The sequence below is a fragment of the Streptomyces thermoviolaceus genome, from assembly GCF_045209695.1.
In the GTDB taxonomy this organism is placed as follows: domain Bacteria; phylum Actinomycetota; class Actinomycetes; order Streptomycetales; family Streptomycetaceae; genus Streptomyces; species Streptomyces thermoviolaceus.
This window is the reverse complement of record NZ_CP109280.1, coordinates 3,558,408-3,584,636: the sequence shown is the minus strand read 5'-3', so window position 1 is coordinate 3,584,636 and position 26,229 is coordinate 3,558,408. Positions and strand designations below refer to the sequence as shown.

22 protein-coding genes and 1 tRNA gene are annotated in these 26,229 nt (G+C 73.6%); 5 read left to right on the top strand and 18 right to left on the bottom strand.

What is annotated here, in order from left to right; all coding sequences use genetic code 11:
- Positions 1-42 precede the first annotated feature (42 nt).
- Both OG899_RS15755 and OG899_RS15750 read right to left on the bottom strand, forming a co-directional pair.
- Entirely contained in the window at positions 43-2,271 is a 2,229-nt protein-coding gene (locus OG899_RS15755) for an MMPL family transporter (protein WP_125497908.1), read from the bottom strand.
- Between the two features lie 108 nt (positions 2,272-2,379).
- Positions 2,380-3,018, bottom strand: coding sequence for a TetR/AcrR family transcriptional regulator (locus OG899_RS15750; RefSeq protein WP_189427818.1), 639 nt, complete (start codon positions 3,016-3,018; stop codon positions 2,380-2,382).
- A gap of 220 nt (positions 3,019-3,238) precedes the next feature.
- Between OG899_RS15750 and OG899_RS15745 the strand changes: the two genes are divergently transcribed.
- Positions 3,239-6,496, top strand: a complete 3,258-nt coding sequence (locus OG899_RS15745) for a S41 family peptidase (protein ID WP_189427779.1) — start codon at positions 3,239-3,241, stop codon at positions 6,494-6,496.
- 78 nt (positions 6,497-6,574) lie between these two features.
- On the opposite strand, the gene OG899_RS15740 is transcribed toward OG899_RS15745, so the two are convergent.
- The 4 genes from OG899_RS15740 to OG899_RS15725 all read right to left on the bottom strand — a co-directional run bounded on the left by OG899_RS15740 (position 6,575) and on the right by OG899_RS15725 (position 10,213).
- The gene (locus OG899_RS15740; RefSeq protein ID WP_125497906.1) at positions 6,575-6,763 is read right to left on the bottom strand and encodes a hypothetical protein; all 189 of its coding nucleotides are present in this window, start codon (positions 6,761-6,763) and stop codon (positions 6,575-6,577) included.
- An 89-nt stretch (positions 6,764-6,852) separates the two neighbouring features.
- Entirely contained in the window at positions 6,853-7,749 is an 897-nt protein-coding gene (locus tag OG899_RS15735) for an SDR family oxidoreductase (protein WP_125497905.1), read from the bottom strand.
- Complete coding sequence (locus OG899_RS15730; RefSeq protein ID WP_189427780.1) at positions 7,746-8,699, bottom strand: alpha/beta fold hydrolase; 954 nt, start codon at positions 8,697-8,699, stop codon at positions 7,746-7,748. The genes OG899_RS15735 and OG899_RS15730 overlap by 4 nt, the downstream gene beginning before the upstream one ends.
- Positions 8,696-10,213, bottom strand: coding sequence for an NAD(P)/FAD-dependent oxidoreductase (locus OG899_RS15725; RefSeq protein WP_168131736.1), 1,518 nt, complete (start codon positions 10,211-10,213; stop codon positions 8,696-8,698). The genes OG899_RS15730 and OG899_RS15725 overlap by 4 nt, the downstream gene beginning before the upstream one ends.
- A 179-nt stretch (positions 10,214-10,392) precedes the next feature.
- Between OG899_RS15725 and OG899_RS15720 the strand changes: the two genes are divergently transcribed.
- From OG899_RS15720 to OG899_RS15710, 3 genes are all read left to right on the top strand, one after another.
- Complete coding sequence (locus OG899_RS15720) at positions 10,393-11,019, top strand: MerR family transcriptional regulator (protein ID WP_125497932.1); 627 nt, start codon at positions 10,393-10,395, stop codon at positions 11,017-11,019.
- Positions 11,020-11,104: 85 nt separating this feature from the next.
- Positions 11,105-11,620 (top strand): Pycsar system effector family protein, encoded by a 516-nt coding sequence (locus tag OG899_RS15715; protein WP_125497902.1) that lies wholly within the window; start codon positions 11,105-11,107, stop codon positions 11,618-11,620.
- 28 nt (positions 11,621-11,648) lie between these two features.
- Positions 11,649-12,368 (top strand): Crp/Fnr family transcriptional regulator, encoded by a 720-nt coding sequence (locus OG899_RS15710; RefSeq protein ID WP_125497901.1) that lies wholly within the window; start codon positions 11,649-11,651, stop codon positions 12,366-12,368.
- Between the two features lie 26 nt (positions 12,369-12,394).
- On the opposite strand, the gene OG899_RS15705 is transcribed toward OG899_RS15710, so the two are convergent.
- From OG899_RS15705 to OG899_RS15675, 7 genes are all read right to left on the bottom strand, one after another.
- Positions 12,395-14,053 carry a hypothetical protein gene (locus OG899_RS15705; RefSeq protein WP_189427781.1) on the bottom strand — a complete coding sequence of 553 codons (1,659 nt, stop codon included), beginning with the start codon at positions 14,051-14,053 and terminating at the stop codon, positions 12,395-12,397.
- Positions 14,050-15,726 (bottom strand): protein phosphatase 2C domain-containing protein, encoded by a 1,677-nt coding sequence (locus OG899_RS15700; protein WP_189427782.1) that lies wholly within the window; start codon positions 15,724-15,726, stop codon positions 14,050-14,052. The genes OG899_RS15705 and OG899_RS15700 overlap by 4 nt, the downstream gene beginning before the upstream one ends.
- A 13-nt stretch (positions 15,727-15,739) precedes the next feature.
- Complete coding sequence (locus OG899_RS15695; RefSeq protein WP_168131738.1) at positions 15,740-16,417, bottom strand: hypothetical protein; 678 nt, start codon at positions 16,415-16,417, stop codon at positions 15,740-15,742.
- Between the two features lie 31 nt (positions 16,418-16,448).
- Complete coding sequence (locus tag OG899_RS15690) at positions 16,449-18,173, bottom strand: hypothetical protein (protein WP_125497898.1); 1,725 nt, start codon at positions 18,171-18,173, stop codon at positions 16,449-16,451.
- 3 nt (positions 18,174-18,176) lie between these two features.
- Entirely contained in the window at positions 18,177-20,426 is a 2,250-nt protein-coding gene (locus tag OG899_RS15685; RefSeq protein WP_189427783.1) for a hypothetical protein, read from the bottom strand.
- Positions 20,423-21,214, bottom strand: a complete 792-nt coding sequence (locus OG899_RS15680) for a hypothetical protein (protein ID WP_168131740.1) — start codon at positions 21,212-21,214, stop codon at positions 20,423-20,425. The genes OG899_RS15685 and OG899_RS15680 overlap by 4 nt, the downstream gene beginning before the upstream one ends.
- A gap of 267 nt (positions 21,215-21,481) precedes the next feature.
- Positions 21,482-22,285, bottom strand: coding sequence for an exodeoxyribonuclease III (locus OG899_RS15675; RefSeq protein WP_168131741.1), 804 nt, complete (start codon positions 22,283-22,285; stop codon positions 21,482-21,484).
- Between the two features lie 85 nt (positions 22,286-22,370).
- On the opposite strand from OG899_RS15675, the gene OG899_RS15670 reads away from it, so the two are divergent.
- Positions 22,371-22,853, top strand: a complete 483-nt coding sequence (locus tag OG899_RS15670; protein WP_125497894.1) for a GNAT family N-acetyltransferase — start codon at positions 22,371-22,373, stop codon at positions 22,851-22,853.
- 103 nt (positions 22,854-22,956) lie between these two features.
- Here OG899_RS15670 and OG899_RS15665 read toward each other — a convergent pair.
- From OG899_RS15665 to moaC, 5 genes are all read right to left on the bottom strand, one after another.
- Positions 22,957-23,030 (bottom strand) — tRNA-Ala (locus OG899_RS15665).
- Between the two features lie 84 nt (positions 23,031-23,114).
- Entirely contained in the window at positions 23,115-24,260 is a 1,146-nt protein-coding gene (glpR, locus tag OG899_RS15660; RefSeq protein WP_125497893.1) for a gephyrin-like molybdotransferase receptor GlpR, read from the bottom strand.
- Between the two features lie 173 nt (positions 24,261-24,433).
- Positions 24,434-25,114 (bottom strand): GNAT family N-acetyltransferase, encoded by a 681-nt coding sequence (locus tag OG899_RS15655; RefSeq protein ID WP_125497931.1) that lies wholly within the window; start codon positions 25,112-25,114, stop codon positions 24,434-24,436.
- A gap of 20 nt (positions 25,115-25,134) precedes the next feature.
- Positions 25,135-25,641 carry a molybdenum cofactor biosynthesis protein B gene (locus OG899_RS15650; RefSeq protein WP_125497892.1) on the bottom strand — a complete coding sequence of 169 codons (507 nt, stop codon included), beginning with the start codon at positions 25,639-25,641 and terminating at the stop codon, positions 25,135-25,137.
- The gene (gene moaC, locus OG899_RS15645) at positions 25,638-26,168 is read right to left on the bottom strand and encodes a cyclic pyranopterin monophosphate synthase MoaC (RefSeq protein ID WP_125497891.1); all 531 of its coding nucleotides are present in this window, start codon (positions 26,166-26,168) and stop codon (positions 25,638-25,640) included. The genes OG899_RS15650 and moaC overlap by 4 nt, the downstream gene beginning before the upstream one ends.
- Positions 26,169-26,229: the final 61 nt, after the last annotated feature.

The following is a 26,229-nucleotide window of genomic DNA, read 5'->3' as shown; positions in this document are numbered from 1 at the left end:
CTTCACGGTTCCTGCCGCTCGTCCTCGCGGGCGCGGACGCCGTCAGGCGCCGACCAGTTCGCGCTTTCCGTCGGGGTCCGCGTCCGGGTCGGGGCGGCGCTGCTGCGCGGTGCGCAGGCCCTCGCCCTCCACGTCCACGTCGGGCAGGATGCGCTCCAGCCAGGCCGGCAGCCACCAGGCCCGGCGGCCGAGCAGGGCGAGGACCGCCGGGACGAGGGCCATGCGCACGACGAAGGCGTCGAAGAGGACGGCGACGGCCAGGCCGAAGCCGATCATCTTGATCATGGATTCGCCGGAGCCGACGAAGCCGGAGAAGACGGCGATCATGATGACGGCCGCGGCGGTGACGACCCGTGCACCGTGCCGGAAGCCGGTGACGACGGCCCGGCGGGGCTCCTCCCCGTGGACGTGGGCCTCGCGCATGCGGGTCACGAGGAACACCTCGTAGTCCATGGCGAGGCCGAAGACGACACCCACCATGAAGATCGGCATCATCGACATCACCGGGCCGGTCTGCTCCACGCCCAGCGGGCCGGACAGCCACCCCCACTGGAAGACGGCGACCACCGCGCCGAGCGCGGCGAGCACGCTCAGCAGGAAGCCGAGGGCCGCCTTCAGCGGCACCAGCACCGAGCGGAACACCACGATCAGCAGCAGGAAGGCGAGGCCGACCACCAGGGCCAGGTAGGGCAGCAGGGCGTCGTCGAGCTTCTGCGAGACGTCGATGTTCATCGCCGTGGAGCCGGTGACCAGCACCGTCGCGCCGGTCTTCGGGGTGATGCCGGCGGAGGCGTCGCGGATGGCGTGCACCAGCTGCTCGGTCTTCGCCGAGGACGGCTTGGACCCGGGCACCACCGTGATCATCGCGGTGTCGCCGGCCTTGTTGGGCTGGGCGGGGCTGACCGAGACGACGTCGGGCAGGGAGGTGATGGTGTCGCGCACCGCGCTGAAGGCGGCGGCGGGGCGGGAGCTGTCCGCGGCGTCGACGACGACCATGAGCGGTCCGTTGAAGCCGGGGCCGAAGCCCTCCGAGAGCAGGTCGTAGGCACGGCGCTGGGTGGTGGAGACGGGCTGGGAGCCGTCGTCGGGCAGGCCGAGTTCCAGCGAGGCGGAGGGGAGGGCGGCGGCGCCCAGGCCGACCACGCCGAGCAGCAGCACGACGACGGGCCGGCGGACGACGAAGCGCGCCCAGCGGGTGCCCAGGTTGGGGCGGTCGGACGAGCCGGCGGCGCGGCCGCCGCCGAGCAGCCGGCTCTTGGCGCCGGCCGGCTTGACCCGGCGTCCGGCGTAGCCGAGCAGCGCCGGGATCATGGTGAGCGCGATGAGGACGGCGACGACGACCGTGCCGGCCGCCGCGACGCCCATCTTGGTCAGCATCGGGATGTTGACGACGGCCAGGCCGACCAGGGCGATGACCACGGTCAGGCCGGCGAAGACCACCGCGGAGCCGGCGGTGCCCACGGCCCGTCCGGCCGCCTCCTCGCGACTCGCTCCCTCGGCCAGTTCGGCGCGGTAGCGGGAGACGATGAACAGGGCGTAGTCGATGCCGACGGCCAGGCCGATCATCGAGGCCAGGATGGAGGTGGTGGAGCCCAGGTCCAGGGCCTCGGCGAGGGCGGTGACCGTGCTCACCCCGATGCCGACGCCGATGAGCGCGGTGACCAGGGGAAGCCCGGCGGCGACCAGCGAGCCGAAGGTGACGACGAGCACCACGGCGGCGATGACGACGCCGATCACCTCGGTCGCGCCGGTCTCGGGCACGGTGCTCAGCGCGTCGCCGCCGATCTCCACGGTCAGCCCGGTCTCCCGCGCGTCCTGCGCGGCGTCCTGGAGCGCGGTGCGGGAGGAGTCCTCCAGCTGGATGCCGGGGACCTGGTAGCGCACCGAGGTGTAGGCGATGGTGCCGTCCTTGCTGACGGCGCCGGTGGTGTAGGGGTCGGTGACGGAGGCCACCTCGGGTGAGGCGGACAGCTCCTTCAGGGTCTTCTGCACGGCGGCCTTGCGGCCGGCGTCGGTCACCTTCTCGCCGTCGGGTGCCCGGAACACCACCCGCGCGGTCGCACCGTCGGCGCCGGCGCCGGGGAAGCGCTGCTCGAGCAGGTCGAAGGCCCGCTGGGCCTCGGTGCCGGGTATGGCGAAGGAGGTGCTGCCCGCGGGGGGCGCGGTGGCGGCGCCGATGCCGGCGAGCGCGAGCAGCGCCACCCAGATCAGCGCGACGAGATGCCGCCGCCGGAAGGCGGTTCGGCCCAGTTTGTACAGGAACGTGGCCACGAGGGCGTACTCCCGGTCAGGTCGTTGAGGGTCACGGGGGCAGGGGTCATCGGCCCGACGACGTGAGCGGCCGCGTCAGGTGGTGGGGGGTGCGGATGGTGTCGGGTGTCAGTCGGTGTGGACGCCGAGGGCGGGGAGAACCACGGCGTCGATGTAGGAGCGCAGGAACTCCTGGGTGGGCGGCTGGTCCTCGATCAGGGTGCGGACGGTGAAGCCGCCGGCCAGCATGTGCACCATGAAGTCCATGGCCGGGCAGTCGGGTCGTACCTCGCCCCGGTCGACGGCGCGTTGCAGCAGTCGCCGGAACTCACGGGTCTCCGGTTCGATGTAGTGGTCCCGGAAGGCCTGTCTGAGGTCGGGGTTGGCGTGCATCGCCATGGCCAGGCCGCGCATCAGCGCGGAGTTCTGCTCGACGACGCAGTCGTCCTGGCGGGTCACCAGGGCATGCAGGTCGGTGCGCAGGGAGCCGGTGTCGATCTCGCCGGTCTGGCCCGGACTGCTGTGCCGGAGGGCCTTGACCACCAGCTCGGCCTTGCCGCCCCACTGGCGGTAGAGCGTCGCCTTGCTGGAGCGGGTGCGGGCGGCCACGGCGTCCATGGTGAGGGCGTCGTAGCCGACCTCGGTGAGCAGGTCGAGCACGGCCCGGTACAGCTCGGCCTCGCGCTCGGGTGTGATCCGACTGCGGCGCGCCGGGGCGGATGCCGCGTCCTGTGCGGCGATCGCCGCCCCCCTGGCTGACTCGGCCATCGGCTTGCCCTCCCGCTCCGCCATGACGGGGTCCCCCCGACGTCAGGCTCGGTCCTACGGGGAAGAATCTATCCCACCCCTCGAACGAAACGAAACCGTTTCGTACGTGTATTGGGTCACGACTGTCGGATCCGTATAAAGGCCCCGCGTGAAGGCCCAGGTGCCTGACCCGATCGGCGTACGAGTTGCTGCCGCCGGGCCGCGGACGAAGCATGGGTGAGTGAGCTATCTGCGCCTGCCGCACCTCAGCGGCGACCTGCTGTGCTTCGTGGCCGAGGACGACCTCTGGCTGGCACCGCTCGACGGCGCCGGCCGTGCCTGGCGGCTCACCGTGGACCGCACCAAGACCGGCCACCCCCGCTTCTCGCCCGACGGACGCCACATCGCGTACACGAGCTGGCGCAGCCTCGCACCCGAGATCCACCTGGTCCCGGTGGAGGGCGGCCCGGGCCGGCAGCTGACCTACTGGGGCTGCACCGACACCCGGGTGTGCGGCTGGAGCCCGCCCGACGAGCACGGCCGCACCGAGATCCTCGCCGTGACCTCGCAGAGCGAGCCGTTCTCCTACTTCACCTGGGCCTACAAGGTGGACACCGACGGCTCCCCCGGACGCAAGCTGCCCTGGGGTCCGGTGTCCGATCTGCAGGTCGCCGACCTCGACGGGGAACGCAAGACGCTGCTGCTGACCGGGACCCCGCCGCACGAGCCCGCCTCCTGGAAGCGCTACCGCGGCGGCGCCATGGGCCGGCTGTGGCTGCACGGACAGCGGCTGCTGCCGGACATCGGCGGCCACCTGGCCTGCCCGATGTTCGTCGGCGACCGGATCGCCTTCCTCTCCGACCACGAGGGCGTCGGCAACCTCTACTCCTGTGCCCACGACGGCAGCGATCTGCGCCGCCACACCGACCACGACGCCTTCTACGCCCGGCACGCCGCCAGCGACGGCCGACGCGTGGTCTACCAGTGCGCGGGCGAGCTGTGGATCGTGGACGACCTCTCCCCGGACGCCGAGCCGCGCAAGCTGACCGTGCGGCTGAGCGGTCCGCGGGCCGGCCGCCGCCCCTACCCGGTGCCGGCCGCGCAGAACATCGACGGCCTGTCCGTCGACGAGACCGGCCGGGCCAGCGCCGTCGTCGTCCGCGGCTCCCTGTACTGGCTGACCCACCGCGACGGCCCCGCCCGCACCCTCGTCGACACCCCCGGGGTCCGCATCCGGCTGCCGGAGATGCTCGGCGCGAGCGGCAGGATCGCCTACGTCACCGACGCCGACGGCGACGACGCCGTCGAGATCGCCGATCTGCCGCGGGCCACCGGCGCCCGTCCCCCGCGCCGGCTCGCCTCGGGGAAGCTCGGCCGCGTCCTGGAGCTGGTCTCCGACCCGGAGGGCGAGCGGCTCGCCCTGGCCAGCCACGACGGACGGCTGCTGCTGCTCGACGTGGCGGAGGACAGGTCCGGCGCACCGGACGGCGAGGAGGTCACCGAGCTGGTCCGCTCCGACAACGGGCCGGTGCGCGACCTCGCCTTCTCCCCGGACGGGGCCTGGCTGACCTGGTCGCATCCCACCGTCGGCCGCGCCCTGCGGCAGATCAAGATGGCCCGCATCCAGGACCGGTTCGTCGTGGACGTCACCAACGGCCGGTTCGAGGACGAGAATCCGGTCTTCACCCGGGACGGCCGCTACCTGGCCTTGCTGTCCTGGCGTGGCTTCGACCCGGTGTACGACGTGCACACCGGCGACCTGTCCTTCCCGCTGGGCTGCAAGCCCTACCTGGTGCCGTTGTCCTCGGCGACCCCCTCGCCGTTCGCGCTGAACCCCGAGGGCCGGCCGGCCGCGGGCGGTCTCGACCCGCTGGAGGAGACCGGCGAGTCCGGCGCGGTCACCGTGGAGGTGGAGGGGCTGGAGATGCGGGTGACGCCCTTCCCGGTCATCGCCTCCAAGTACTCGGCGCTGACCCCGGTCGCAGGCGGCGACCTGGTCTGGCTGCGCTGGCCGATCTCCGGGGCGCTCGGCGAGACCTTCGCCAACCCCGCCGACACCACCGGCCGGCCCACGCTGGAGCACTTCGACCTCGGCAAGGCGAAGAAGAGCGAACTCGTCCCGCACCTGGACTGGTTCCGGGTCAGCGGCGACGGCACCCGGCTGGTCGTGGCCGACGAGGGCGATCTGCGCTCGGTGCCGTCCACCGACATCGGCGACAGCGACAGCACCACCTGGATCGACACCCGCCGCATCCGGCACATCGCCGACCCCGGCGCCGAGTGGCGGCAGGCCTACGAGGAGGCGGGACGGCTGATCCGGGCCTACTTCTGGGACCCGGGCATGAGCGGCATCGACTGGGACGGGGTGCTCGCCCAGTACCGTCCGCTGGTCGACGAGGTGGCGTCCCCGGACGAGTTCGCCGATCTGCTGCGCGAGGTGCTGGGCGAGCTGGGCACCTCCCACGCCTATGTCGCCGCCGCCCGGCGCAACGAGGGACCGGCGCACTACCAGCGCTGGCAGGGCCTGCTCGGCGCCAACCTGGTGTGCCGGGACGGCCGCTGGGTGGTCAAACGGATCCTGCACGGCGACTCCTCCGACTCCCGGGCCCGCTCCCCGCTGGCCGGCACCGGCATCCGCCCGGGCGCGGTGCTCACCCATGTCGACGGCCGCCCGGTGGACCCGGTGGCCGGTCCGGGGCCGCTGCTGGCCGGGACCGGCGGGACGACGGTGGAGCTGACCTTCGCGTCCGGGGACGGCGACGGTCCGCCCCGCCGGGTCGCGGTCGTCCCGCTCGTCGACGACCGGCCGCTGCGCTACCAGGACTGGGTGGCCAAACGCCGCGCCGTGGTGCGGGAGTTGAGCGACGGCCGCTGCGGTTATCTGCACATCCCCGACCTCGGCGGGTCCGGCTGGGCGCAGTTCAACCGGGACGTGCGCATGGAGATCTCCCGGCCGGCGCTCATCGTGGACGTCCGCGGCAACGCCGGCGGCCACATCAGCGAGCTGGTCATCGAGAAGCTGACCCGTCCCATTCTGGGCTGGGACCTGACCCGGGGCGCGCAGCCGGTGTCGTACACCACGCTCGCGCCGCGCGGACCGATCGTGGCACTCGCCGACGAGGCGACCTCCTCCGACGGCGACATGATCACCGCGGCGTTCAAACTGCTGAAGCTGGGGCCGGTGGTGGGCCAGCGCACCTGGGGCGGTGTGGTCGGCATGACCGGGCGGCACCGCCTGGGCGACGGCACCGTCATCACCGTGCCGATGAACGCGGCCTGGTTCGACGCCTACGGCTGGGACGTGGAGAACCACGGTGTCAGCCCCGACGTGGAGTCGCTGCGCACCCCGCTGGACTGGGCCGAGGGCCGGCACGTGGAGATGGACACCGCGATCGAGCTCGCGCTGAAGCTGCTGGAGACGACACCGGTGGCCGCGCCGCCCGGCTACGACGCCGTCCCCGACCGGTCCCGCCCCAAGCTGCCCCCGCGGCACCGCTGACCACACGCGGGCGGGGTGCCCCCGGTCACCGGGGGCACCCCGCACGGCCCGGCCGGAGCCGAGCCTCGAGAAGGCCGGTTACCGGTCGTAGTCCCGGTCGATGCGCTCGTCCATCTCGTCGTGGATGTCGTCGATGTCCCGGCGGCCGCGCTCGTGCTGCGGCTGCGACGACCGCCGGCCGGCCCTCTCGCGGCTCTCCTGGGCGCGCTCACGGCCCTGCTGCTGCCGTTGCCCGGCCTGGTCCTGGATCTTGTCCTTGATACCCATGGTTCACTCCCGTGTGGGTGGATCCCCCCGGTGGGCGAGGGGATCGGCCTCGTTCAGGCTCACACGGGCGGTGACCCTGCGCATGTCGATCAACTACGCACGGTGGCCGACGCGGTGCTGCGGTGCTGCTCGTCGGCGGCCCCGCCCGCCCCCACGAGCCCGGTGCGGATCTCCGACAGCCGGTCCGCGAACCGGCGCATCTCCCGCCGTCCCACGGTGGCGATGACCCCCGGCAGGTAGCCGCGCACGCCCTGCATGCCCCGCAGCCACCACTGCCCGTAGACATGGGCGGCGCGGCGTTCGATGCCGTCCACGATCCGGTCCACGGCCGGGCCCAGCGGGTAGGTCTTGTTCGACGGCCACGGCAGCCGCTGCCGCAACTGCCGCATCACCTCGTCCTGGTCGGCGCCGCGCACCATGTCGGTGTCGGTCCACGACAGGTACGCCACGCCCACCTGCACGCCGCGGAAGCCGACTTCGGCGCGCAGGCTGTGCGCGTACGCCTCCACACCGGACTTGGAGGCGCAGTACGCCGACATCATCGGCGCCGGGGTGATCGCGGCGAGGGAGGCGATCTGCAGCAGATAGCCGCGGCTGCGCAGCAGCGCCGGCAGGAACGCCCGGCCGGTGACCGCCGACCCGATGAGGTTCACCTCGATGACGCGCCGCCAGGAGACCGGGTCGGAGTCGGTGAACGGACCGCCGGTGGCCACACCGGCGTTGGCGACCACGATGTCCACCCGGCCGAAGTGCTCCTCGACCTCGGCGGCGACGCGGGCCATGGTCTCGTGGTCGGTGACGTCGGCGTACCAGTGGGCGCTTTCGCCGTGCAGCCGCTCGGCGACCTGCTTGAGCGCGTCCGGTTCCAGGCCGACCAGCGCCACCTTCGCGCCGCGTGCGGAGAGTTTGCGGGCCAGCAGTTCCCCGACGCCCCGCGCGGCCCCCGTGACGACCGCGACCTTCCCCTCCAGGCTCGTTGTGCTCATGCGCCCTCTCCGATCCGTTCGGCGTTGTCGTCCGTTGTGTGGTCGGCGCCGCGCAGATACGCGGCGACCAGGTCCCGGATCCCTCCGGTGATGTGCTCGGGCGCCTCCAGCGGCGTCATGTGCCCGACGCCGGCCAGTTCGCTCACCCCGAGACACTCGGGCAGCGCGGACTTCAGGAAGCGGGCGTGCACGGGCGGGGTCAGCCGGTCGGCCGTGCCCTGCACCACCGCCGTCGGCACCGTCAACTGCCGCACCCCGTCGTCGAGATCGAGCTGGTCCAGCACCCGCGACCAGGCGTGGCGCACCCGGCGCGGGCAGGCGTGCACGATCCGCGCGCCGGCCTCGACCACGTGCGGTGCCGTGTACGGGCCCATGGTGGCGTACTTCAGGATCCGCAGGGACGCCGGTGTGACCGGGCCGAGCGGGGCGCGGGAGCCGAGGATCCGTCCGGTCAGCCAGGTGCGCAGCCGGCCGGCCCGGATCGGCACGACCGTGGAGCGGGCCACCAGGTGCGAACTGCCGGTGCTGCACAGCAGGACGGCCGCGGCGTGCTCGCGGAAGCCGGGGCGTCCGGCAGCGGCCATCACCGTCATCCCGCCCATGGAGTGGCCCGCGATCACCGCCTTCTCCCCCGGCTCCAGGGTCGCCGCCAGCACCGCCTCCAGGTCGTCGGCGAGCGCGTCGGTGCTGCACCGGGGGTGGGCCGGGCTGCGGCCGTGGCCGCGCTGGTCGTAGGCGATGACCCGGTGGTCCACGGCCAGGTCGCGGATCTGCGCGGCCCAAAAGGCGGTGGAGCAGGTCCAGCCGTGGGCGAGGACGACGGCGGGCGCGGCGGGGTCGCCGACGCGGCCGTGCAGCTCGACGTGGAGCCGGGCGCCGTCGGCGGAGGTGACGGTCAGTTCGCGCACGGGTGTGACGGGGGCGTAGGGGTCGTGGGGCAGGCGGCTCACGCCGTCACCTCCGTGGCGGCCGCGGTGTGTCCCGCCCCCTCGCGCGGTGCCCGGATCACCTGGTACTCGGCGAGGTCCACCCGCCGGGTGGCGCGGCGGAACTCGGTGGTGGTGCCGGGCCAGATGGTGGTGTTGCGGCCGCTGGCGTCCAGGTACCAGCTGGTGCAGCCGCCGGTGTTCCACACGGTGCGCTTCATCCGTTCCTGCACCCGGTCGGTCCAGGCGTCGACGGCGCTGCGCCGGGCGTCGAGGGCGACCTTGCCGCCGAGGACGCGCAACTGCCGCAGATAGTCGGCCATGTAGTTCAGCTGGGACTCGATCATCAGGATCATCGAGGAGTTCCCCAGGCCGGTGTTGGGGCCGATGACCATCATGAAGTTCGGGAAGCCGGCGGCGCTGGTGCCGCGCAAGGCGGCCATGCCGGTCTTCCAGCTCTCGGCCAGGGTGCGGCCGTCGGCGCCCACCACCCGCTCGGCGATCGGCATGTCGGTGACGTGGAAGCCGGTGCCGAAGACGATGGCGTCGACCTCGGCCTCGGTGCCGTCGGCGGCGATCACGGTGGAGCCGCGGATCTCGCTGAGCCCGCTGGCCACCACGTCCACGTTGTCCTGGGCGAGCGCCGGATAGTAGGTGTTGGACAGCAGGATCCGCTTGCAGCCGATGCGGTAGTCGGGGGTGAGCTTGGCGCGCAGCTGCGGGTCCTTGATGGCGCGGGCCATGTTCCGCTTGGCCAGCAGTTCGACGACGCGCAGCTCGTCGGGGTGCTTGGTGAACGCCTGGACCTGCAACTCCCGGATGCCCCACTGCACTCCGCGACGCAGCCGGCCCAGGAGGGGCAGCGCGCGCTGCAGGGAGCGCTCCAGGGAGCCGATCGGGCGGTCCATGCGGGGCATCACCCAGGCCGGGGTGCGCTGGAACAGGGTGAGCCGGCCGACCTCGGGCTGGATGGCGGGCACGATCTGGATGGCGGAGGCGCCCGTGCCGATCACGGCGACCCGCTTGCCCGTCAGGTCGTAGTCGTGGTTCCAGCGGGCGGAGTGGAACACCTCGCCGGGGAAGGTGTCCAGGCCCGGGATGTCCGGGATCTTCGGGTCGGACAGCGGGCCGGTGGCGCTGACCACGACGTCGGCGGAGAGGGTGCCGCTGGTGGTCTCGATGTCCCAGCGCACCTGCTCCGCGTTCCAGGTCGCGCGCTTGACCTCGGTGTCGAAGCGGATGTGCGGGCGCAGCCGGAAGGTGTCGGCGACGTGTTCCAGGTAGACGCGGATGTGCTCCTGGCCGGAGAAGGTGCGCGGCCAGTCGGGGTTGGGTGCGAAGGAGAACGAGTACAGGTGCGAGGGAACGTCGCAGGCGCACCCGGGATAACTGTTGTCGCGCCAGGTGCCGCCGACGCTGCTCGCCCGTTCCAGGACGACGAAGTCGGTGATCCCCTCGCGGCGCAGCCGCACCGCGGCTCCCAGCCCGCCGAAGCCGGACCCGATCACCGCCACCCGTACATGCTCGTGCTCGGCCATCTGCGAAGCCTCCACGCATCCCCTCGGAACCTTGCCAGTGAACACTGGCGCAATGGGACTGTAGAACAGCCCCGTACCGAGCGGTAGGGGTGCGGAGGCAGGAAGTTACCGGCGGTACGCCATAGGCTTCGACCGTGGCAGAGGACACGGAGAACCGACAGGGCAGACGCGAGTACCGCATGGAGGAACTGGCCCGGCTGGCCGGCATCTCCGTGCGCACCCTGCGCTTCTACCGCGAACGCAAGCTGATCCCGCCACCCCGCCGCGAGGGCCGCATCGCCTGGTACGACGACCACCACCTGGCCCGTCTGCGCACCATCACCGCCCTGCTGGAACGCGGCCACACCCTCAACGGCATCGCCGAACTCGCCGAGGCCTTCGACCACGGCCGCGACGTCGCCGACCTGCTGGGCCTGGGCACCCCCACCGAGGAGGTCCCGGTCCGCCTCACCCCCGAGGAACTCGCCGACCGTTTCGCCGGCGAGGTCACCGCCGAGAACCTGGCCGCCGCCATGGACCTCGGCTATGTCGGCACCGACGGCGACGAGTTCGTCCACATCAGCCGCCGCCTGCTGGAGGTCTCCGCCACCCTGGTCCGCGAGGGCATCCCGCTCGCCGAGGTCCTGGACGCCGGCCGACAGGTGCGCGAACACGCCGAAGCACTCGCGGACTTGTTCACCGACCTGATCACCCGTCACGCCCCGCTGGACGACCTGCACCGCCTGCGCCCCCTGGCCAAGAGCGTGGTGGAGGCCGAACTGTCGCTGGCCCTGGACCGGCGGTTGCAGAAGCAGGGGGACGGGTAACGTCCCCTGCGTCGCCATGTGCCCGTGCCGCCCCGGGAGGCAGAGGGCGTGCCGGCGGCACCGGGGAGACACAAGGGGGGCGACCGTGTCCGAGCCATCACAGGTCACGCAGGAGGACGCGACGCGACACGCCTGGCAGCTGCAGGGCACGCTCGCGGAGTCGACACGTACGGCCGACGCCAAGGCGTCCTTCGCCCTGGCCATCGAGTCCGCGATGCTCGCCGCCGTGGTGACCCTGGCGGGCTCCGACCACGGCCTGGGCATCTCCGGTGCCTTCGCGCGGACGGTGCTGTGGGCGGGGGTGGCGCTGCTCGCGGTCTCCGTCGTCCTGGCCGTCCTCGCCGTGCTGCCGCGCCACGACCGCGAAGGCCACCGCAGACCGGCCCACCGGGACGACTTCGTGTTCTACGGTCACATCCGGCACCTGACCCCCGCCGAACTGGAGGAGAGCCTGCGCGAACACGACCCGCTGCCCGCGCTCAGCCGCCAGATCGTCGCCATGAGCCGCATTCTGTGGATCAAACAGCGGCTGGTGCGCCAGTCGCTGCTCGTCGCGGTGGGCGGTGGTGCCCTGATCGCGGTCGGCGCACTGACGGGCTGACCGCCTCGGCTGCGCAGAAGGGACGGTCATGGGCACGGACTTCCCCACCGGCGGCCCGCCGGGCGGCGGGCCCGGCCGTGCCTCGTTCTGGGACCTGCTGGACGCGCCCGCACGCACCGCGCTGCGGAACGCGGGCCGCATCACCACCTACCCGGCCCGGCACCACCTGCTGCACCAGCACGACCTCACCGACCACCTCATCGTCATCGGCGACGGCTGCGTGAAGGTGACGAGCGAGTCGGCCGCCGGCTACCAGGCGGTGCTCGCCCTGCGCGGCCCCGGCGACCTGATCGGCGAACAGGCCGGACTCGACCGCGGCCCCCGTTCGGCGACGGTCACCGCGCTCACCCCCGTGCGGGCGCTGGTGATCCCCGCCGACCTCTTCCGCGCGGCCGCCCGCGACCACCCCGTCGTCACCCAGGCCGTCCACCGGATGCTCTCGGCCCGCCTGCGGGACGCCGACCGGCACCGCACGGCCGCGGGCGCCGACCCGCTCGCCTCCCGGCTGGCCGGACTGCTGCTTCACCTCGCGGCGGTCCACGGCCGGCGCCACGCCTCCGGTGCCGTCGAGATCGCGCTGCCGCTGTCCCAGGACGACATCGCCGGGCTCGTCCTCGGCTCCCGCAGGACCGTCAGCCGCGTGCTGGAGCAGTGGCGTGCCGACGGCTGGGTGAGGACCGGCCGGACCCGGCTGGTCCTCGACAACCCCGACGCGCTGAAACGCGTCAGCGAGGGCGGTGCGGGCTGACCCTCACAGGTGCGTCCGTGCTTCCCTCACAGGTCCGTCCATTCCAGCGTCCTTTCGCCGTACTCCTCGGCGAGCGGATTCCACCGTGCGACGAACTCCTGCTTGGCCCGCGTCGCCTCGGCACTCGCCTCGTCCGCGTCCTGCCAGGCCGCGGAGTGCACGACGGCGGACCCGGAGCAGTCGCCCGCCACCTCGTCCACCACGCGCGCGTACGCGCGGTCGGCGTCCGCCGAACTGTCCCACGCGGTGCGCAGGACGGAGGTGAGGCCGACGGGCAGGGCGCTGTCGCTCAGGGAGTCGAGCCGGGTCACCAGGTAGGTGCGGGTCGCCGCCGCCTCGACGAACACCTCACGGGCGGACGACAGGCCGGTGCACCGCGTCATCGACCGCACGGCATCGGCGACGTCGTCGCGCCGGCCCGCGTTGTCGGCCAGCAGCCTGCCCAGCTCGGCCACCTGGTCCGCGCGGGTGTCCTCGGGAGTCACGGAGTCGCTCGTGGAGGTGTCGTCGGTGGTGGTGTCGTTCGTGGTGCCGTTCGTGGTGTCGTTCTCCACCGTGCTGCTGTAGCTGCTGCCATCGGTGCTGCCGTCGTACCCGCCGTCGCTGTCGTCTCGGTCGTGCGCCCGCCAGGCCAGTACAACGATGACGAGCGCGATCACCGCGAGCACGGCGGCGGTGGAGCGGGCCCGGGACGGGGGCTTGGGGGTCGGCGGCGGCACGTGCGCGGTGCCCGCCCCGGCAGGGGCACCGGGCCGGTTCGCCCCGGCGGCCGGCCGGCCCGACTGCGGCGCTGCCGCCCCGGGCCTGGGCGCCGTCGCCGGCCAGGTGACCGGTGCGGTGGCACAGGCCCGGCGCAGCGGCTCCAGCCACTCGCCGAGCGCGGGACGGCCGGCCGCCGGGGCGCACAGGGTACGCTCCGCCAGGTCGCCGACGGCCCGGTCGGCGCGCCGCAGCGCCTCCACGTCCTTGCCCTGCTGTGCGTGCAGGAAGAGCCGCACCGCGAGCAGCGCGAACTTGTAGACGTCGCCCTGCGGCGTCCCGAGCGCCTCACCGGACGGCAGTTCCCAGTCCGGCGTCTGCACCGGCTTCAGCGCCCAGTCGCCGCCCACGCCCATCGCGTCGCAGTCGATGAGGAAACAGCCCGGCTCCGCACCGGACAGGCTGAACAGCAGGTTCTTCGGCGACAGGTCACCGGCGACCACGCCCAGCCCGTGCAGCCGATGCAGCGTCCCGGCCAGCGCCAGCAGCAGCCCCATCGTCTGACGCGGCGACACCTCACCGACGATCCGGCGCACATAGGACAGCTCGTTCAGCAGGAACTCGAAACCGGCCGTCTTCCTGTCGCCCGAGGGCATGGTGAGGAAGAACTCGTCCGGGATCTGCCGCATCAGGAAACCGCTGACGTCCGCTCCCCGGGTCACCAGCGCCGCGGGCCAGGCCGTGTTCCGCGCCAGCCACTCGCCGACCGCGGCCGGCTGGGCGGGCAGGAACGCCACCATGCGCTCCAGCACGTCGGTCCGCAGCTGCCGCAGCGCCTCGGGCGTGTACTCCTTGTACGCCACCGGCCAGCTTCCGTTGATCCGCAGCCTTTCGATCTCCCGGACCGTGCCCTGCCCCCCTTTGCCCAGCTCGCGGCCGAGCGTCAGGTCCGCGTGGCCGATCCGGGTCACCTCCGTGTGCGTCACCGCTTCTCCCCCGGCTCGCCGGGCAGACGGTGACGGGACCAGACGGCGAGCAGGGTGCGGTCGTCGTCGAACGTCTCCCGGGAGAAGTCCAGCAGGCGGGCCAGCGTCCCGGGCTGCACGGGCGGCACGGTCAGCTCCCGCGCGAACATCTGCCCGACCAGTCCGGTGCCGTCCCCCAGCGGCACACCGAAGCCGTCGGTGCCCACCAGCAGCACGGCGTCCCCGGGCAGGGTGCGCGTCAGCGGACGCACCTGCCCCGCGATCCGCGGCAGGGCGACGACCGCGGTGCTGGAGACACCGTCGGCGCCCGGGTCCTCGTCGTGCAGCAGCGGCGCGTACCGGCCCTGGTGCAGGCACCAGGCGGAGGAGTCGCCGGCGCGCACCAGCGTGACCTGCAGGGCGCCGTCCCGGGTCGGGGCGACGGTGCCGGTCACCAGGGTCGTCGCCAGTGTCCTGACGGCCTGCACCCGGTCCTGCTCGTCCGGTTCCCGGCCGCCCGCCACCCGCATCAGCAGCTGGTAGGCGGCGGACCGGACGACACGGGACCAGTCCGGGCCGGGCCGGTCCTCGTCCAGCTGCACCAGCAGGTCGTTGACGGCCGTGCGGCAGGCCAGCGCCGCGCCCACGTGCGACCGGGGCGCGGCCGAGACCCCGTCGGCCACCGCGAAGACCACCGTGCCGGTCGGCTCGTGGCAGGCGACGACCACGTCGTCCTGCCGGGGCAGCCCCGCGGACCGGTGCGCGTCCCCGCGCACGGAGGCCAGCCGCACCGTCAGCTGCGACGTCGACCAGCCGTCGAAGACGGTGTCCGGCCGGTAGGGGTCGGCGGGCGGCGGCTTCGGCTCGAACCGGACGGCGGGCCGGTCGATCACGATCCGTTCCGTCCGGCCGGCCGCACCCGGCGTGCTCCCCGGCCAGGAGGGTCCGGGCCGCGCCCGGCGGTCCGCGGGGACGGGCCCCTGGTACGGCGACGGCGGGGCCGCGTGCCGGCCCGACGCACCGTGGACCGGCGTCGGCCAGGGCTGCGCGGGAGACGGGGCGCCGCCGTGCCGCGCCGGATCCGCCGCGGACGGCGCGGGTGCCCGGCCGCCCTGCGGGGCAGCCCCCGACGCGGGGCGCACCGGGGTGCCGTGGATCTCGTCCGGCTGCGGGCTGCGGGTCTGCGGCGGCTGCGGGCCGGGCATCGAGCGGGCGCCGTACCGCTCGGGGCCCGGTCCCGGTGCGGCGGTGTACGACGGGACCGCGGGGCCGGTCGTGGCGGGCGGGAGCGGCGGGGAGGTGCCCGGGCCTGCGGCGTGCTGGCCGCTGCCGGACCCCGGCGTCGGCGGGCCGTGCCACCACTCGGTCTCCTGCCGCGCCGGGCCGCCCTGCGAGGAGGACGCCCACCCGGGGCCGGATCCGGTGGCCGGGGAGGACAGGTCCGGAGCGGTCAGGTCCGGGGTGGTCAGGTCCGGGGCGGTCAGGTCCGGGCCGGAGTACTCCGGGACCCGGTAGTCCGGCACCCGGTAGTCCGGCACCGCGTAGTCGGGCACCTGGTACGGCGGGTCCGGCTGCCGCCCGGCGGCCGGCGGGCCCAGGGGGACGTGCCGCGTGTCGTCGCGTGTCTCGTCCGACGGCCGGTCCGGTGCGCCCTGCCGCCGGCCCGCCCGGTCCTTGCTCCAGCGAAACCGCACCCGCTCCTCCACCTCAGACCTCGTCGATCGCGAGCCGGAAGCCCTCCGGCTTCTCCACCACCAGCTCGGCCTGCCCCGAGGCCACCGCGTTGCCCGACTCGACCACGCTCTTGGTGAGCGCGGTGAAGAACCGGGCGATGGATTCACCGAGCTGCGCCCCCGGCAGGGACACGAACGCGAAGTCCTGCTGCGTCGCCACGGACAGGATCGTCTCCGCGCGTGCCTCGCCGATCCCGAACGCGATGATGTTGGGCGCCGCGGGGGTCACGGACCGGTCGACGAGCCGGCGGTGCGTCTGCCGCCACTCCTCGCCGCACGTCGGCTGCCCGTCGCTCAGGAAGAACACGGCCGGCCGGTGCACCCGGTACCCCTGGGACTTCAGCGTCGTCACGTCCTGCGGGATGCGCTCGAGCAGCGCCCCGAACGCCGCGTCGTAGTCCGTTCCGCCGCCCGCCGACAGACGCGGCAGCTCGGCCTCGCTGCGCAGATCCGCCAGCACCAGCCGCTCGGTGACACCGCTGGCGAACCCGAGCACCGAGAAGCGCACCTTCGCCGCCGCCATCGGCTCCCCCAACAGCGCCACGTGCAGCGACTTCATCCCCTCGTTGAGGTCGCCGACGTACGGCGTCATCGACCCCGACTCGTCCGCGAGGACGTACACCGGCAGCAGCTGCCCCAGCGTGTCAGCCATCCCACTTCTTCCCTTCGCCCTTTCCGCTTCCTCACTCGCCGGCCACCGGCCGGAGCCCCTGCGGGCAGTCCAGCCGCAGCTCCATCCGGCCGGCGAGCGCACTCCGCCCCAGGTGCAGCAGCGTCTGCTGCACCAGTACGGAGAACTGCACGACCGACTGCGCCGTGTCCGCTCCGTCCACGGCGACCACACCCAGCTCGGGCCGCGACGCCAGGCGCTGCACCGCACGGGCCCGCCCCCGCCCGATGCCGCACGCCACGAGGTGCGGGTGGTACGTGTGCGCCATCAGCTCCGCATGCGCCGCGGGCCACTCGGTGTCGTCCTCGGCCTCGCCGACGGCCAGGAAGAACACCACCGGGCGCAGCACCCGCGGGACCTGTTCCTTCAGCCGCTCGGTCTCCAGCGGCACCAGCTGCAGCAGCCGCTTGAGCGCGGGCCGGTAGCGGCAGCCGGGCGCCACGGCCAGGGACGGCACGCCGGTGCGCCAGGACACCTGGGTCAGCGGCAGCACCACATCGGCCCCGTCGGCGTAGGTGATCACCGACAGGCGCACCGCGGCCGCCACGTCGGGACTGTTCGCCAGCGCGGTCTGCACCGACCGCAGCATGTTCTGCAGATCGGTGAGGCAGCCGGACGACTCCGTCGAGATGTCCAGGACCAGATACACCGGGATCAGCCCGCTCGGCGGTGCGGAAGCGGCCGCGGCGGAGCCTCCGCCCCACTGCACCGCCCCGCCCGCCTGCGCGGACACCGGTGCGGACGCCGAGTAGTCGGGCAGCTGGGGCACCACCCCGGAGCCGAACGACGGGGCGGTGCCGGCGTCGGGACGCTCCAGCACACCGGACACTCCCGTGCCCGCGGCGCTCGGGCCGAGTACGCCCTGCCGCAGCCCCGGCAGATCGACCTCGCGCACCACGCCCCGCTCGATCAGGTACTTGACCATCTCGGCGTGCCGCTGGTCACGGAGCTCGTGCTGGGTGGCCTCGCCGGCACGGAGCTGGACGAGCTGGGCGATCGCCTCCGAGGTCTCCCCCGGGTGCCGCGCCAGGTGCTCCCGGATGAGGCGCTCGAAGTCCAGCGTCCCGCCGGCCAGCGCCGCCCGCTCCTCCGCCTCGCGGCGCCTGCGCGCCGCCGCCCGCAGATCCTCGATCTCCTCCTCGGAGCGGGCCCGCCCGAGCTTCGCCTCGTGCTGGTGCACGTCGAGCCGGGCACGCCTGCGGGCCTCCTCCAGGTCCCGGATGTACTGGGCGGCCGCCGCGTCCGGCTCCATCTGGACCTTGCAGTAGTAGATCGCGATGCCCTCGGGCAGCAGGATCTCCCGGTCCAGTTCCTGGTTGATCGCCAGCTGGGCCGCCATGGCCTCGGTGATGGCGAAGCGGGCGGCGCACAGCCGGATGCGGTCGGTCAGATAGCCGTAGACGACGGCCAGGGCGTCGCGCACATTGCGGGCGACCACCGTCACCGGATCGTGCACACGGAAGCCGACGTCGACCGTCGCCTGGAACCGGTGCCCACCGTCCTTGCAGGTCAGCGGGGTCTTGGTGACATTGGCCCGGCGCCGGTGGTCGCTCAGGTCGACGACGTAGCAGGGCCGGCCCCTGCCGAACCAGCGCTCGGTGCGGGTACGGACTCTCTCGACCTCGAACGGGCCTCCCTCCTTGGGGTAGACGATCGCCACCGCGGGCGGCAGGTCGGGCAGATCGCCCACCTGACCGCGGGCGATCGCGCGATCGTTGAGAATCAGCCGTACAGACATCCGTCAGACCCCTTCGACGTCGAGCTGCGCACGCACCACGCGGGCGGTGAGCGGCAGCTGCACGATGCGGTCCGGGTGCACCCAGTCCTCGGCGCAGCCGCGCAGGATGCGTCCCGAGCGCACGTCCTCGTGCGCGATCGCGCCGACCAGCAGGCGGAACCGCTCGCGCAGCTCGGCGTCCCGCTCCGCCAGCCGCGCCCACTGCAGGAGCACCTGTTTCGCCTCGTGGTGGAAGAACGACTCGTTCAGCGCGCAGCGCCACAACCGCACGAACGGATCGCGCAACTCGTGGCGCCGGTGGGCGAGATGGAGCAGGGTCGGCCACTCCGGCACCGCCGCGTCGGGCTCCGCCTCCTTGGTCTCCACGACGACCTGCGCGGCCACGATCAGGAAGGCGAGCGTCGCGGCCCGGCTCGAACGGTGCTGCTCCGCCCTGCCGCGCAGCATGGCCAGCACGGACCCGGTCACGTCGGGGTCGGCGGCCACCAGGTCGGCCAGCGCGGACCCGACGGCCACCGCCACCGTCACGCTGTCCACGGCGAGCAGCCGCGTCAGTTCCCCGACCGGCTGGTCCGACACCGCGCCCAGACCGTGCACCCGGGCCGCGGTCGCCTGCAGCGCCGGGCGGTCCTGGTCGGCGTACCAGCCCTCGACCAGGCCGGTCGCCTGTTCCTTCACCCAGCCGTTCTGGCAGGCCACGGCCAGCGCGTAGGCGACGGCGGTGCGGCGCGCGGGGCTGTCGCTGAGTGCCCAGCGGGTCAGGACCCGGCGCTCGACGGTCCGGTAGGACTCGGCGGCGAGCACCCCGAGCCCGGTGGCGGCCGCGTGCACGCGCACCTGTTCGGAGGGGTGGACGACCAGCTCCTGAAGCCAGTCGAGGATCTCGGCCTGCACCTCGTACTGGGTCCAGGCGTGCACGATGACCCGGCGTGCGTAGCCGGGGTCCTTGTACTCGAGCAGTCTCCCGGGCTCGCCGCCGGGCGGGTCCACCTCCCTGGCCCGCAGCCGCAGCAGCTGCCGCCGCCGCGGGGTGTCGAACAGGTGCCTGTCGCGCGGAACGTGTCCGTCCGGGCCGGGTGCTCTCAGGTAGGGGCTGCCGTCCTCCAGCCGGCTGCGCAGCGAGCGCGCGGCCTGGGCGATGTCCTCCTGCGGCAGCCCGTTGAGCACGGCCAGCGCGAGCGCGAAGCTGCGCGTGGCGGCGTCGGGCAGGCTCTCGGCCCAGATCTCGAAGTCCTCGGCCTCCAGACGGGCCCGGTGCTCCCGCAGCCGGTCCGGATCGACGGCGCCGTGCAGCTCGTAGTGCTCGCTCATGGCGGCGGCGAGTTCACCGGCCTGCCGGCAGGCCGGGTGGTCGCCCAGCAGTTCGGTGACGACGCCGCGGACGTCGCCGCGGGCCATCAGCCGGTCGGCGTCGTGCTCCCCGATCCGCCAGCGCAGGTGGGCGCGCACCACCTCCGACGGGTGCGGTGCGTCGGTGACGTCCCGCACGCCGGCGAGCAGTTCGGCATCGGACAGCTCACCGGTGCTCACCGTGACGACCATCCAGGCATCGGCCTGCGCCAGCGCGCCCTGCACCTTGTCGTACGTCTCACGGCTGAGGCCGCCGATGTCGTCGGGCTGCTCCAGCAGGAAGCCGGCGCCGGGTTCGATCACCCCGCTGTCGCTCTCCAGCCGGTCGGCCAGGGTGGACAGGTCCACGCCGCCGTCGAGGTGGTACACCGTGCCCTGGCACGCGCCCAGCAGCAGCCGTACGGCCATGGCCGTCTTGCCGTACCCGGCCGGCCCGCGCAGGATCAGCAGCCGCTGGCGGAGCAGCGCGTCCCGGGCGTCGGGAAAGTCGGCCGGAGCGCAGTAGGCGAACCGGACGCGTTCGGCGACGAGCGGGGACAGCACGCGCAGTCCGCGTCGGGTGCCGCCCAGCAGCACCACGTACTTGTCGCCGCCGACCAGGTCGCCCTCGACGTTGGCCACGGCGTTGCGCAGGTGCCCGCGCCGCTGCGAGCCCTGCCCGAGCCGGCCGGTCGCCTCGTACGACTCGGCGCCGGGACCGGACTGCGGCGGCTGCGGCGCCGTGCTCTCCTCCCCGCCGGACGCGGGCGTGGTCTCGTGGGCGTCCTGAGGCTTCTGGCCGGCCGGGCCCGCGGCGGACGGCGGCGTGGTGCTCCCCGCCGCGTCCGCCGCGGATCCCCCCGGACCGGCCGCCGGTGCGCTGCCCCCGGTGGCGCCGGCGGCCGGAGACGCGCCGCCCGTCACAGCCGCACGCTCCCGCTGGTGTGGACGGTCACGTTCTTGTCCCCGGCGATCTGGTCGCCCCGGACGGTTCCGGCGTGCTGGGCCACACCGGGCCGGGCGGCCGGCGCCGAGCCCTGGGCGCCGGACGGGCCGGACGGCGCACCGGCCGGTCCGGGCGTCGCCGCACCGGGGGTCGTGCCGGGAGCCGTGCCGGTCAGGCCTGCCGGGGCCGGACGGCCGGGGACGGTGATCCAGCAGCTGATCGTCTCGCCGTGCTTGGTGGTGACGGTGCAGGGCAGGTAGGCCGCCGGGTCGATGCCCCGGTGGCCGTGCCGGATCACCGCGTGGTGCACCTCCCCGGACACGGCGAACACCAGGTGGGCCGAGGGCGCGGCGGTGAGCGCGTCCCGCAGCTGCCGGGCGTCCACCAGCCGGCACGCGGTGTTGACGGCGTCACCGGACCAGCCGCGCTCGTCCCGGGCCGCCAGCCCCTGGTGCAGCGCCAGGCGCAGCCGCATCGCGTGCTCCGCGTTGGTCTGCTCCGCGTACTCGCGCAGCTCCTGGCGCAGTTCGTCCACGAAGGGCCCGGCGATCAGCAGCGGGGAGACCGTCGGAGCCACCAGCATCAGCACCCCGTCGCCGCGGTCCTCCGTCACGGTGTCCGCCGCGGCGAGGCCGGCCCGCTCCATGGCGGAGGCGAGCGCCCGGTACATCGCCGCCCGCACCCGCTTCTGGACGGGATCCCGGCGCGTGCTGAAGTTCTCGACGTCCAGCGCCAGGATCCAGCGGTGCGTGGCCTCTCCCGCCATGAGCGTGCCTCCCCGTGCTCCCCGTGAAGTGCCGCCGGGCTCGCGGCCCCACCAGTAGACGGCACGTCGGGGGAACGGGTCTACGCCATTTGGCGCATTCGCCGGATTGGCTGGAAAAAATCTGACAGGCGTTCAGTTGCCACGTATGTGTTCGACTCACATCTGCGCGGGCGAGCAAGGGCGGCGGCGGTGCCGTCCGCCGCAGAGGGCCGTACTCAGACGCACTCAGACCTGCTCAGAGGCCGGAGGTCGTACACGACCGCGTATTCAGAGGTCGTACACGACCGTCACCGGCGCGTGGTCCGACCACCGCTCGGCATGCGTGGCGGCACGTTCGACGACTCCCTTGACGGCCCTGGCCGCCAGACCGGGTGTGGCCATGTGGTAGTCGATGCGCCATCCGGTGTCGTTGTCGAACGCCCGGCCCCGGTACGACCACCAGCTGTAGGGGCCCTCGACGTCCGGGTGCAGTGCGCGCATCACATCGACGTAGCCGCCGTCGTCCGGGTCGAGGACACGGCCGAGCCAGGCGCGTTCCTCCGGCAGGAAGCCGGAGTTCTTCGTGTTGCCGCGCCAGTTCTTCAGGTCGGCCTCGGTGTGGGCGATGTTCCAGTCGCCGCAGACCAGCACCTCGCGCCCGTCGGCGGCGGCCTTGTCGCGCAGCTGCTTGAGGTGGGCGAGGAACTCGTCCATGAAGCGGACCTTCTCCTCCTGCCGCGGGGTGCCGACCTCGCCGGAGGGCAGGTAGAGGGAGGCGACCGTCACACCCGGCAGGTCGGCCTCCACATAGCGGCCGCTGGTGTCGAACTCCGCCGAGCCGAAGCCGATGCGGACCCGGTCCGGCTCGCGGCGGGTGTAGAGGGAGACCCCCGCACGGCCCTTGGCCGCGGCCGGCGCGTGCACCACGTGCCAGCCCTCGGGGGCGCGGACCTCCTCGGGGAGCTGGTGCGGCTCGGCGCGCACCTCCTGCAGGCACAGCACGTCGGCGCCGGTGGCGGCGAGCCACGGCACGAAGCCCTTGCGGGCGGCGGCGCGCAGTCCGTTCACATTGGCGGAGGTCACTGTCAGCACCCCGGCACTGTACCGGCACACTGGACAGGGCCCGCGGCCAGGCCGCGCCCCGCATCAGCTCCCGCATGGACGTACGGACACCGACATGATCATCCGCCCTGTTCCCTTCGACCACCCGGACGCCGTCAAGCTCAACGACGAGGTCCAGGCCGAGTACCACGAGCGCTACGGCGACGGCGGCGACGCCACGCCGCTGCACCCGTCGGACTTCCAGCCGCCCCGCGGCCTGTACCTGCTCGGCTACGACACGGACGGCACCCCCGTGGCCTCGGGCGGCTGGCGCAGCCAGGACGCCAACGGCGAGGGCAACGAGGACGGCGACGCGGAGCTGAAGCGCCTGTACGTGATCCCGGCGATGCGCGGCCGGGGCCTGGCCCGCCGGATGCTCGCCGCGCTGGAGGAGGACGCCCGCGCCGCCGGGCGGCTGCGGATGGTGCTGGAGACCGGCGACCAGCAGCCGGAGGCGATCGCCCTGTACACCTCCAGCGGCTACGAGCCGTGCGCCAAGTTCGGCTACTACCGGGAGTACGAGTCGAGCCTGTGCTTCGCCAAGCGACTGCAGGACTAGGACGTTCGACTCGGGGCCGGCTTCTTCGGCACCGGCCCCGGCCACGGTGTCACGGCAACGGCGAAGCCCCCGTCAGGTTTCCCGACGGGGGCTTCGTGCTGCGTGGACCTGAGGGGATTTGAACCCCTGGCCCCCTCGATGCGAACGAGGTGCGCTACCGGACTGCGCCACAGGCCCTTGCAACGAGTGAAACTGTAGCACCCCGATCCCGGTGGTCGGAAATCCGCTCCCGGACCGGCCGGTGGTGCGGGCGACCGGGGGCTACTCGTTGGCGGCGCGCGGCCGGTCGCCGTCCTCGTACTGGTCGAACAGCGGGGTGCGGCCGCGCTCGCGGGAGCGGCGCGCCGAGGCGGCACGGCGTGCGTCGGTGCGGCCGCCGGCGGCGGGCCGGTCCTCGCCCGGCTTTCCGTCCCCGGCCGCGGCGGCCTCCTGCTCCGGGACGGCGGCGGAGGAGCGGGCCGAGCTCCAGGTGTCGGGGGCGCCGAGGTCCACGTCGGAGGTGGCGCGCGGGGCGACCGGCGCGGTCACGTAGGTGGGCAGCGGCACCGGCACCGGGTCCCAGCTCTCGCCGCGGCCGGGGCAGCGGCGACGCTCGCGCTGCTGGTCCAGCCACTCGGCGTGATCGGTCTGCTCCACCAGCGCGCGGCGGTCGGCGGCGAGCGCGGACAGGCCCGGGTCGCTGTGCGGTCCGGGGCCCTCGCCGGGCTCGTCCTCGACGTCCGCGCCGGTGCGGTGGTGCGGCGGGCGTCTGCTCTCGCGCAGGCGCTGCGCGGCGGCCTCGGCCCGGCGGCGGTCCATCTGGAACGCGAACCGGCGGCGCTCCTGGGTGCGCAAGTAGGCGATGTACGCGCTGAGCAGCACCGCGGGCACGCCGGGCGCCCACAGGAAGGCGACGCCGCCGACGGCGGCGACGATGGTGCCCAGGGTGAAGGCGAGGAAGAGCACGATGGTGGTGCGGCGACGGCGCGCAAGGACCTTCGAGCGCCGAGCGCGCGCTGCGGCCGCCTGGGCGCCGGGCGCGGGCCCTCGGCCCGCGGGCGCCTGCTTGCGCGACGATGCGCCGTCGGCGGCGGACCGCGCGAGGGCGTCCGGCGGCCCTGCCCCCTCGCGCGCCGAGGGGCGCTCGTGCTCGCCGGTGGGGGGCACGGCGAAGGCCCGGACGTCCACCGAGTCGGTGATCACGTCCGGGTCCACGATGCCGCTCTCCCCCGTCTCGGCGGAGCGCGCCCGGTCCCTGGCGTACCGGCGCTCCATGCCCGCCCGTCCGGACAGCAGCCGGATGGCGGTGCTGAAGCGTTCCGTCGGACGGGCCTCGTTCAGCTCGTCCTGCCTACGGAGCCACATCGGCACCAAGTAGGCGGCCCAGGCCCCGACGATGACTGCGTAGATGAGGCCGCTGCTGCTCACGCCTCACACGGTAGAGGGGTTTGCGTGAGCGCATACGCCAATTGGGCCGGTGTGTCGCACGATCTGGCTGATACTCCGAACTTTTTTTGTGACCGATCCGATCAGCAGGCCGTCAAGGCGGTGAAAAGAAAGCCACTCGAGTGGTCACCCAGCCCTTATTTTCGAACATTTATTCAATTTCCGGGGCGGGTGGCATTCCCTTCCGTGTTCTGCCGGTCGCCGCGCAGGTCACCCCTGCGGTCTCCCTGTGCGTCGTCCGTGCGCGGGGTGCGGCGGGTGCGCCGCCAGCGGTCCAGCAGACCGCCGGGCACCTCTTCCGCTGTGAGCGCGAAGACCAGGTGATCGCGCCAGGCCCCGTCGATGTGGAGATACCGGGGCCGCAGTCCCTCCTCGCGGAATCCGAGTTTCTCCACCACCCGGCGGCTGGGCCCGTTCTCCGGGCGAATGCACACCTCGATGCGGTGCAGTCCGAGGGTACGGAAACAGTGGTCCACGGCGAGCGCCACGGCCGTGGGCATCACCCCGCGCCCGGCCACCGCCTCGTCCACCCAGTAGCCGATGTGCCCGGAGCACATCGAACCCCAGGTGATCCCGGCGACCGTCAACTGGCCCACCAGCCGCCCCTGGTACTCCACGACGAACGGCAGCATCCGGCCGGCTCTGGCCTCGGCCCGCAGGTGCCGCACCATCTGGCGGTAGGTGGGCCGCTGCGTGATCGGGCCGCCCGGCCCGGGCGGCGGGATCGTCGCCTCCCAGGGCCTGAGCCACTCCCGGTTGCGCCGGTTCACCTCGCGCCAGGCCCGCTGGTCGCGCAGCTTTATCGGCCTGAGGACGACGTCGCCCTCCGTCAGCACCACGGGCCAGGACGATCCGTTCAGCGCGCACCCCCACTGCCGGTGCCGGGTCTCGGATGGTCGCCGCCGCGCAGCTGGTCCACGGCGTGCGTCAGCAGGGGCTCCAGGACGGCCAGTCCGTCCTTCACCCCGCCCGCCGAGCCCGGCAGGTTCACGATCAGCGTCCGCCCGGCCACGCCCGCCAGGCCCCGGGAGAGCGCCGCGGTGGGCACCTTCTGCCGGCCGTGGGCCCGGATCGCCTCGGCGATGCCCGGAACCTCGTGGTCGATCACCCGGCGGGTCGCCTCGGGGGTGCGGTCGGTGGGCGAGACGCCCGTGCCGCCCGTGGTGACCACCACGTCGTACCCGGCCGCGACGGCGGCGCGCAGCTCGGCCTCCACCGGATCCCCGTCGGGCACCACCCGCGGCCCGTCCACGGCGAACCCGAGCCGCTCCAGGCCGGCCACGATCAGCGGGCCGCCCGTGTCCTCGTAGACCCCGGCGGCGGCCCGGTTGGACGCCGTCACCACCACCGCGCGGTAGCTCATGCCCGGCTCCAGTCGCCCGAGGCGCCGCCCGTCTTCTCCAGAACCTTCACGTCCGTGATGACCGCCTTCTTGTCGACCGCCTTGACCATGTCGATCACGGTGAGCGCGGCGACGGACACCGCGGTGAGCGCCTCCATCTCGACGCCCGTGCGGTCCGTGGTCCTCACGGTGGCCTCGATCTCCACGGCGTCGTCCGTGACCGACAGGTCCAGTGTCACACCGGACAGCGCCAGCGGATGGCACAGCGGGATCAGGTCCGGGGTGCGCTTGGCCCCCATGATCCCGGCGATGCGCGCGGTGGCCAGGGCGTCGCCCTTGGGGACGCCCTCGCCGCGCAGCAGCTCCACCACGCGCGGCGAGACGAGGACACGGCCGCCGGCTCGGGCGGTGCGGGCGGTGACCTCCTTGCCGGAGACGTCGACCATGCGGGCGGCGCCCGCGTCGTCGAGGTGCGTCAGCCGTCCGGGCTCGCGGCCCTGCGGCTCCTGCGCGGGTCCGGGGGTGTGCCCCGGGGTAGGCGTCGTCATGCTCTGTGGCGCTCCCGGTCGGGGCCCGGCGCGGTGCCGCGCGGGCCTGGTGTGCGCGACA